This window comes from Microbacterium sp. CFSPD4_SD4 (assembly GCF_057364585.1).
In genome coordinates this window covers 104,947-113,413 of the sequence record NZ_JBNFOC010000009.1, presented here as the reverse complement: position 1 = coordinate 113,413, position 8,467 = coordinate 104,947, and the positions used below count along the sequence as shown (strand labels likewise).

Genomic DNA, 8,467 nt, shown 5'->3' with positions numbered 1-8,467 from the left:
CCGTGTGCCTTTGGCAGTCGTCACTCACCCGGTCCCAGGGCTCGTCGGTCGCGCCCCACCCGGGGTCCCCGCGCTTCGACAGGCTCAGCGACCCACATCTGGGTCCCTGAGCCTGTCGAAGGGCCCTCCCCCTCACCAGAAAGGACGCCTCATGCTCCAAGGCGCCATCGCCGGTCTCGCCGCCGGCGGCCTCTACGCCGTCCTCGGCGTCTGCCTCACCCTCATGTCGCGCCTCGTGCGCGTGGTGAACTTCGCCCAGGCCGCGACCGGCATGTTCGGGGCCTTCACCGCCGTGTGGTTCGTCCGAGAGATCGGGCTGCCCATCTGGCTGGGCTCGATCCTCGGCGTCCTCGTCGCGGGCGTGCTCGCCGCGGCCATCGGGTTCATCGCCGCGACCTGGCTGTCTGAGGCCTCGACGACGACCCGCTCGGCCATGACCGTCGGTCCGCTCCTGCTGCTCATCTCGCTGTCGTTCATCCTGTTCGGCAACAAGCCGCAGCCGTTCACCCCGATCATCGCCGGCCCCGCGTTCTCCTTCGGCGGCGTGGTGATCAGCCAGGTCACCGTCGCGACGGTGGCGATGGCCGTCGTCACCGCCGTCGCCGTCCGCATCGTGCTGCGCCGCACCCGGGTCGGCACCCAGCTGCGCGCGCTCTCGGAGCGGCCGACCACGGCGGAGCTGCTCGGCATCCGCTCTCGGCCGCTGTCGATCGCCGTCTGGTTCGTCACCGGGATCATCAGCGCCATCGCGATCATCATCGTCGCGCCCTCGCAGTCGAACGACGCCACGAGCCTGTCCATGCTCATCGTCCCGGCTGCGGCGGCCGCGCTCCTCGGCGGCTTCCGCCGGCTCGACCTCGCCGTCGTCGGCGGGCTGCTCCTCGGCGTCCTCGGCGGACTCGTCGCGCAGATCGACGAAGTGGCGCTCGTGCGCAACTTCCTGCCGTTCCTGTTCATCGTCGTCCTGCTGCTGTGGACGCAACGCAAGGAGGTGTGGGATGCCGCTCGCTGACCGCCCCTGGTTCCGGATCACCTGGCCGTTCGCCGTCGCCGTCGTCGGCATCGGCGTCGGCGCGCTCCTCAGCGCCGCCCTTCCCGGCTACTTCGTCTTCCTCGCGATCAGCGCCGTCACGGCCGCGATCGCGATCCTCGGCCTCGGCATCGTCACCGGCTCGGCCGGCATGATCGCCCTCTGCCAGCTCACGTTCGCCGCGGTCGGGGCGTGGATCGTCTCGCTGCTGAACGTGATGCAGGCGCCGGGCGGCTTCCTCGTCTGGCTCGTGCTCTGCGGTGTCGCGGCCGGTCTCGTCGGCATCCTCGTCGGGCTCCCCGCCCTGCGGCTGCGCGGGGTGAACCTCGCGGTGGTGACGCTCGGCTTCGCCGCGGCGGCCGACGTCACGCTCGTGCAGATCCAGTTCCCCGGCTCCGCGGACGGCATCGCGATCGAGCGCCCGGCGCTGTTCGGGAGCGACCGGGAGTTCTTCTTCCTCTCCATCGTCGTGCTCGCCGTCTGCGGTCTGGCGGTGTTCTTCCTGCAGCGCGGACGGTGGGGCGCGAGCTGGAAGGCCGTCGCGTTCTCCGAGCGGGGCACGGCCGCGGCCGGGCAGAGCGTGCGCACCGCGAAGCTCACGGCGTTCGCGGTGTCGGCGGCCCTCGGCGGCATCTCCGGCGGGCTGCTCGCCGGTCAGGTGCAGCTCCCCTTCGCCTCGAGCTTCACACCGCTGCAGTCCCTCGCCCTGTACGTGCTGGCGATCATGTCCGGCGCGCACCTCATCGACATGGCCATCTTCGGCGGACTGCTCTGGGTGCTCGTGCCGGAGCTGCTCAAGCGCTGGGGCGTGCCGCAGGACTGGGGCTTCGTCGTGTTCGGCGTGCTGGGGGTGCAGGCGCTCACGAGCGGCACGAACCTCGGCCAGGGCATCCGCAACCTCCTGTACCGACGGGCCGACCGGCGCACGGCCACCGCAGAGCTCACGGCGCTCCCGCCCGACGCGGGGACCGAGGCGACGGCGATCACCACGACCACGACGGCCACCGTCGACGAGGCGGTCCTCGACGGCGCCCCGGTGCTCACGGTCGACGGCCTGACCGTGCAGTTCGGGGCGCTCAAGGCCCTCGACGACGTCTCGTTCACGGTGCCCGCCGCCTCGATCATGGGGCTCATCGGTCCGAACGGTGCCGGGAAGTCGACCTTCGTCGACGCCATCAGCGGCTTCCTCCCCCAGCACGAGGGCCGCGTGCTCCTCGGCGACCGCGACCTCGCCGGGCTCTCCCCCACCCGGCGTGCGCGACTCGGACTGCGACGGACCTTCCAGCAGGACCGCGTGCCTCCGGCGCTGACCGTGGGTGGCTACGTGCGCTTCGTGGCCAGACGGCGGCTCGCCGCGGCGGACATCGACGAGGTCCTCGCGTTCTTCGGGTGCCCGCCGGCCCGGGCGCGCCTCTCGAGCGTCGACGTCGGCACCCGGCGGCTCGTGGAGGTCGCGGCGAACGTCGCCGCCCGCCCGCGCCTGCTCATCCTCGACGAGCCCGCCGCCGGCCTCTCGCACGAGGAGCATCTGGCGCTCGCTGCTCGCCTGCGCGAACTCCCGGGGCGCTACGGCGTGGCCCTCATCATCATCGAGCACGACCTGGACCTCGTCCGCTCGGTGTGCCCGACCCTCACGGTCCTCGACTTCGGCCGCGTCCTGGCGAGCGGCCCGCAGGCGGAGGTCCTCGCGAACCCCGACGTCGTCAAGGCGTACATGGGAGAGACGGAGCTGCTGAAATGAGCGCACTGGTGCTCGACGGCGTCACGGTGAGCCGCGGTGCCGGGCCGGTCATCTCGGACGTCTCACTGCGGGTCGCCGGGGGCGAGGTCCTGGCCCTGGTCGGCCCCAACGGGGCGGGCAAGACGAGCCTGATCGAGGCCGTGTCCGGCGTGACGCCGCACTCGGCGGGGTCGATCCTGCTGGACGGGGAGCCGATCGACCGGCTCTCCCGCGTGGCGCGGGCCCGGCGCGGCATCGTGCACATCGAGCAGGGGCGGGCCGTGTTCCCGTCGCTCACCGTGCGCGAGAACCTCTCCCTCACGGCGCGCACCGCCGGGGAGATCGAGGCCGTGCTCGCGCAGTTCCCGGAGCTGGAGAAGCGCATCGACTCCCCCACGGCACTGCTGTCGGGTGGGGAGCAGCAGATGGTGGTGCTGGCTCGGGCGTTCGCGGCGAAGCCCCGGGTGCTGCTCATCGACGAGATGTCCCTGGGTCTCGCGCCGGTGGTGTTCCTGCGCCTGATGCCGATCGTGTCGTCGATCGCGGAGTCCGGGGTCGCGGTGCTGCTGGTGGAGCAGTTCACGCAGCTCGCACTCGGTCTCGCGCAGGAGGCGGTGGTCGTCGCCGGCGGCCGTGTGTCGTTCCAGGGTGCGCCGCAGGCCCTCCAAGACGATCCCGCCCTCCTCCACCGCGCCTACCTCGGGGGCTGACTCCCCGTCGACCCACCCCGTTGCGTTCCTCCCGGCCCCTTGCGTACGTGCGCAAGGGGCCGGGGCGCACGAAAGGGGGTGGGTCGGCGGCGTGGGGGTTAGCCTGAGGGAGTGACCGAGATCCTCCACGCCCGCGCCGCCCTCCTCGACATGGACGGGACCCTCGTCGACTCGACCGCCGTCGTGGAGCGCCTCTGGCTCGCCTGGGCGGAGCCGCACGGGATCGACCCGGAGACCGTGCTCCGCACCGTCCACGGGCGCCAGGGGCACCAGAGCATGGCGATCCTGCTCCCCGAGCGCGACCACGCGATCAACCTCCGTGAGAACGAGGTCATGCTCGCCACCGAGGCCTCCGACGTGGACGGTGTGATCGGCATCCCGGGCGCCGACGACCTGCTCGCCGCGCTGCAGCCGTTCCCGCACGCGGTGGTCACCTCGGCCAACGTCGCGCTCATGACCGCGCGGATGGGCCAGGCCGGGCTCACGGTCCCCGAGCTCGCCGTCACGGCGGAGAACGTCTCGGCCTCCAAGCCCGATCCGGAGGGCTTCCTCCTCGCCGCCCGCACCCTCGGCATCGACCCCGGGGACTGCGTCGTGTTCGAGGACTCCGGCGCCGGCATCCAGGCCGCCCACGCGGCGGGCATGCGCGTGATCGGCATCGGTCCGCACGCCGGCGCCCACGCCCCGACCGTGCACGTCGACGACCTCACGCACGTCGCCGTGGTCCCGACCGACGAGGGCTTCGAGCTCCGTATCGACTGACGCGCGGGGCCCGAACCACCCCGCCGACCCTGACCTGGCCGACCCGGCGCTACATCCCGGCGTGGTCGAAGGCGATGGTCGGCACGTCGACCACGTGCGACCCGCCGTCCGCCACGATCACGGCGCCGGTGATGTACGACGACTCGCCCGACCCGAGGAACCGCACGACGGAGGCGATCTCGGCGGGCCGCGCCGGGCGGCGCAGCGGCACGTCGGCGGTGACCGTCGCGTACCCCTCCTCGCGGGAGCCGAGACCGGCGTGCGCCGCGAACTCGTCCATCTCCTCGTCGGCCATCGGCGTCTGCACCCACCCGGGGCAGATCGCGTTGACGCGCACGCCGTGGCGCCCGTAGTCGCGCGCGAGCGTCCGGGTGAGGCCGATGAGGGCGTGCTTGCCGACCGTGTATCCGGCCACCGACGGCCCCGCGAAGAGACCGGCCAGCGAGGAGACGACCACGATCTGGCCCTTGGCCTCGATCAGCGCCGGCAGCGCCTCCCGCGCCATCACGAACGCGGTGGTGAGGTTGGCGCGGATCGCAGCGTCCCAGCTCGCGTCGTCGGTCTCGGCGACCGGCGAGAACCCGTGTCCCCCGGCGTTCGCGACGAGAACGTCGATGCGGCCGAACCGCGCGAGGATCTCGGCGATCGCGGCCTGCGCCGACGCGGTGTCCGCCGCGTCCGCGACGACGGGGAACGCCCCGACGGCCCGCTCGACCTCGTGCAGCGGCTCGGGGCGGCGGCCCACCACGACGACGTGCGCCCCTTCGGCCGCGAACCGTTCCGCGACCGCCGCGCCGATGCCCGTGCCGCCTCCGGTGATGACGACGACGCGTCCGGAGACGCTCGATCCGACCACGGTTGCCATGTGTGCTCCTGTGTGTTCTGCGCGCGTGCGCGGTGGGGCCGGACGCGGGTGCGTCAGGCGGGGAAACCCGACCGGGCGGTGTACCCGAAGTCGCTGAGGAGGGTGGTGCCGTTGACCGCCCGGCTCCGCGGGGAGAGGAGGTAGGCGACGTGCACGGCGACCTCGTCGGCGCTCTGCACGGGGAAGGCGGGCTCGTCGAACGCCGCGGCGCCGAGGTCGCCCCGGCTCATCGGGGTGTCGACGATGGACGGTGACACCGCGTTCACCCGCACCCCGGTGCCGGCGAGGTCGACCGAGAGCGCCCTTCCGAACTGGACGAGCGCCGCCTTCGACGCGGCGTAGGGGGCCATGCCCGGGGAGGCCACGACAGCCGAGTCGCTCGCGAGCAGCACGACGGATCCGGCGGCGGACTCCCGGAGCGCCGCGATCGCGTGCTTGAGCACGAGGAACGCGCCGGTGACATTGACGGCGAGGACGCGGTTCCACGCCTCCAGGGGAGTCTCCTCGATCGGCGTCCCGACCGGGCCGGAGATCCCGGCGCAGCAGACCACCGCGTCGAGACCGCCCAGCGCCCGGACACCCGCGCCGACGGCGGCGGCCACCTGCTGTTCGTCCGTGACGTCGGCGGCGAGCAGCACCGGATCGATGCGGGCCTCCCCCGCCGCGTCCCGGAGCGCGGCAGCATCCCGGTCGAGCAGCGCGACCCGCACCCCCTCGGCCGCGAGCGCCCGGGCGACGGCACGACCGATGCCGGAGGCAGCCCCCGTGACGAGGGCCGTCGTGCCGTCGAGCTGCAGGTCCATCGCATCCTCCGACCGCGGCCCGGCGCCGCGCGGCGCCGACGAGACAGCGGTGTCGTCCCGGTCATCCTGCTCCGCGGTGCGGAGGGCCCGCACGCTCGACGCCGGGGTGTGCGCGGTGGCACCATCGTCCTTCGCTCACGGTCAAGCGTCGGAACGGGGCGGCGAGCAGACTCGCTCTATCGACGATTCCCCTCGTCGTCGATGCCGTGTCCACACGGCCGTCACCCGAGCAAAGGAGCCGACGTGGCAGAGCAGACCTCCGCACCCACGACGCCGCACCACACCTCCCTCCGCCCCGGCGCCCTCGGCGTCGCGGGCATCGTGTTCCTCGTCCTCGCAGCGGTCGCGCCGCTGACCGGGATCGTCGTCGTGGCCTCCCTCGCCATCGCACTGGGCAACGGCGGCGGCACCCCGATGTCGTTCTTCCTCGTCGCGGCCATCCTGCTGCTGTTCGCGATCGGCTACGCCCAGATGTCGAAGCAGCTCGTGAACGCCGGAGGCTTCTACGCCTTCGTCGTGAAGGGCCTCGGCCGCACCGGCGGACTCGTCGCGGGCCTCATCGCTACGCTCGGCTACAACTTCTTCGTGGTCGGCACGATCGGCACCAGCGGCTTCTTCATGCAGACGATCATCCGCGACCTCACCGGGCTCGACGTGCACTGGCTCGTCTGGGGCCTGCTGTCGATCGTCGTCTGCTTCGTGCTCGCCCGGATCGGCGTCGACTTCAGCTCGAAGGTGCTCGGGGTGTGCCTCGTGCTCGAGGTGCTCATGCTCGTCGTGTTCGACATCTCGGTGCTCGTGCAGACCGGCTACGACGTCGCCGCGTTCAGCCCGGAGGCCGTGTTCTCCGGCTCGCTGCCCATCGGCCTGCTGCTCGCGGCGACCGGCTTCCTCGGGTTCGAGGCCACCGCGCTCTTCAGCGAGGAGGCCAAGCAGCCGCTGCGCACGATCCCGCGGGCGACCTACACCTCGATCATCGCGATCGGCGTGATCCTCGGCGTCACGACCTGGGCCGTGGTGAGCGCGACCGGAGTCGCGCAGGCGCAGGCCACGGCGCTGGAGCACCTGCCCACGGGCGACCTCATCTTCTCGCTCTCGCAGCAGTACCTGGGCGGACCGCTCACGACCGTGATGATGGTGCTGCTCCTGGTCAGCCTGTTCGCGGCGATGCTCGCCTTCCACAACTCCGCCACCCGCTACCTGTACTCGCTGGGCCGCGCGAAGATCCTCCCGCAGGCCCTCGCCCGCACCCGCCCGAACGGCGCCCCGCAGCTCGCGGGCATCGTGCAGGCCGGCTTCGCGGCGATCGTGGCGATCCTGTTCGCCCTCGCCGGTGCCGATCCCATCGTCACACTCGTGCCCGCGATGCTCGGCTTCGGCACCCTCAGCGTGCTGATCCTGCAGGGGCTCGCGGCGATCTCGATCGTCGTGTACTTCCGGCGCCGGAAGGACCCGCGGTGGTGGAGCACGTTCATCGCTCCGGGCATCGGCTTCCTCGGCATCGCGGCCATCTCGATCCTGGCGATCGTGAACTTCAACATCGTGGCCGGCTCCGAGGAGCTCGCGATCCGCCTGATGCCGCTCCTGCTCGTGCTCGCGCTGATCGCCGGCATCGTCTACGCCGCGTACCTCCGCCGTGCCAAGCCCGCCGTCTATGACGGTCTCGCGACCGACCTGGAGCGGTTCAGCGACCGCTGACGCCCGCGCCGACCCCGTTCTCCGAAGGAAGGAATCCCCATGACGACCCTCAACCCCGCCGACACCTCCACCTGGCTGCCGCTCGAAGGGCTCGCCCCCGGCTTCGACGCCAACAAGGCCCCGCACACCACCGCCCTGAGCGGCCGCGAGATCGCCGTCGTCGACGCCCGAGGCACCCGCATCGTCCACCGCTTCGACGACTCGACGGTGGTTTGGGAGTACCAGCCCGGCGCCGAGGACCCGACCGAGGCGGCGTCCGACACCGACGACTACGAGGCGTTCGAGGTCGACGACGAGCTCTACTTCGTGCAGTTCCACCACCGCTACCTCCCGAACGAGGCCGTCTCGCTCGTGCTCGACCTGCGGCACGGACGCTCCCTCGCGGTGATCTCCGAGATCCTTCCCGCGCCCGAGCAGGGCCGCACCCGCGTGCAGCACCACTTCGCCCCCGGCACCATCGAGGGCGCCGACGTCACCGGCGCCGAGGCCGCCCCCACGACCACGCTCATCGGCCGCCGCGTGGAGTGGGTCTACAGCGAGGAGCACGCCTACGAGCACGTGTACCTCTCCCCGCGCTGGTACTCGTGGCAGTGCCTGGCCGGTCCGGAGCGCGGGCTCGCCGACACCGACGAGAACAGCGTGTGGGAGGTGCGCCCCGGGATCTACATCTTCGCGTGGCGCGAGAAGGTGATCCCGTGCGCCTCGGTCACGATCGCCGACCACCGCGACGTGAACGCGATCCGCTCCCACGGCGTGCTGTTCGGTCTGGACGAGACCGGTGAGGTGCCGACGCACTTCACGTTCGGCGCGCACGGCCGCCTGCTGTCGACCACCCACCACACGCCCGCGCTCGAGCCCGCGACCTTCGGAGACGCCTGA

General features: G+C 72.2%; 8 protein-coding genes. 6 read left to right on the top strand and 2 right to left on the bottom strand.

Annotated elements, in window-relative coordinates; all coding sequences use genetic code 11:
• Positions 1–151 precede the first annotated feature (151 nt).
• From AC2W7E_RS13460 to AC2W7E_RS13445, 4 genes are all read left to right on the top strand, one after another.
• On the top strand, positions 152–1,012 hold the full coding sequence (locus AC2W7E_RS13460; RefSeq protein ID WP_025103865.1) for an ABC transporter permease subunit: 861 nt from the start codon (positions 152–154) through the stop codon (positions 1,010–1,012).
• Positions 999–2,771, top strand: a complete 1,773-nt coding sequence (locus AC2W7E_RS13455; protein ID WP_485989308.1) for a branched-chain amino acid ABC transporter ATP-binding protein/permease — start codon at positions 999–1,001, stop codon at positions 2,769–2,771. The genes AC2W7E_RS13460 and AC2W7E_RS13455 overlap by 14 nt, the downstream gene beginning before the upstream one ends.
• Positions 2,768–3,460, top strand: coding sequence for an ABC transporter ATP-binding protein (locus AC2W7E_RS13450; protein WP_025103863.1), 693 nt, complete (start codon positions 2,768–2,770; stop codon positions 3,458–3,460). Before AC2W7E_RS13455 ends, AC2W7E_RS13450 begins: the two co-directional genes overlap by 4 nt.
• Before the next feature lie 111 nt (positions 3,461–3,571).
• Positions 3,572–4,222, top strand: coding sequence for an HAD-IA family hydrolase (locus AC2W7E_RS13445; RefSeq protein WP_485989307.1), 651 nt, complete (start codon positions 3,572–3,574; stop codon positions 4,220–4,222).
• A gap of 49 nt (positions 4,223–4,271) precedes the next feature.
• On the opposite strand, the gene AC2W7E_RS13440 is transcribed toward AC2W7E_RS13445, so the two are convergent.
• Positions 4,272–5,087, bottom strand: coding sequence for an SDR family NAD(P)-dependent oxidoreductase (locus tag AC2W7E_RS13440; protein WP_071327385.1), 816 nt, complete (start codon positions 5,085–5,087; stop codon positions 4,272–4,274).
• A 53-nt stretch (positions 5,088–5,140) separates the two neighbouring features.
• Complete coding sequence (locus AC2W7E_RS13435; RefSeq protein ID WP_249520790.1) at positions 5,141–5,890, bottom strand: SDR family NAD(P)-dependent oxidoreductase; 750 nt, start codon at positions 5,888–5,890, stop codon at positions 5,141–5,143.
• Positions 5,891–6,133: 243 nt separating this feature from the next.
• Between AC2W7E_RS13435 and AC2W7E_RS13430 the strand changes: the two genes are divergently transcribed.
• Complete coding sequence (locus AC2W7E_RS13430; protein ID WP_485989306.1) at positions 6,134–7,588, top strand: APC family permease; 1,455 nt, start codon at positions 6,134–6,136, stop codon at positions 7,586–7,588.
• 39 nt (positions 7,589–7,627) lie between these two features.
• On the top strand, positions 7,628–8,467 hold the full coding sequence (locus AC2W7E_RS13425) for a molybdenum cofactor biosynthesis F family protein (RefSeq protein WP_062766331.1): 840 nt from the start codon (positions 7,628–7,630) through the stop codon (positions 8,465–8,467).

What these genes read in the sequence shown, in the direction of transcription:
- AC2W7E_RS13435 (WP_249520790.1), bottom strand. Translation starts at nt 5,890, where the DNA reads ATGGACCTGCAGCTCGACGGCACGACGGCCCTCGTCACGGGGGCTGCC.
- AC2W7E_RS13460 (WP_025103865.1), top strand. Translation starts at nt 152, where the DNA reads ATGCTCCAAGGCGCCATCGCCGGTCTCGCCGCCGGCGGCCTCTACGCC.
- AC2W7E_RS13450 (WP_025103863.1), top strand. Translation starts at nt 2,768, where the DNA reads ATGAGCGCACTGGTGCTCGACGGCGTCACGGTGAGCCGCGGTGCCGGG.
- AC2W7E_RS13455 (WP_485989308.1), top strand. Translation starts at nt 999, where the DNA reads ATGCCGCTCGCTGACCGCCCCTGGTTCCGGATCACCTGGCCGTTCGCC.
- AC2W7E_RS13440 (WP_071327385.1), bottom strand. Translation starts at nt 5,087, where the DNA reads ATGGCAACCGTGGTCGGATCGAGCGTCTCCGGACGCGTCGTCGTCATC.
- AC2W7E_RS13425 (WP_062766331.1), top strand. Translation starts at nt 7,628, where the DNA reads ATGACGACCCTCAACCCCGCCGACACCTCCACCTGGCTGCCGCTCGAA.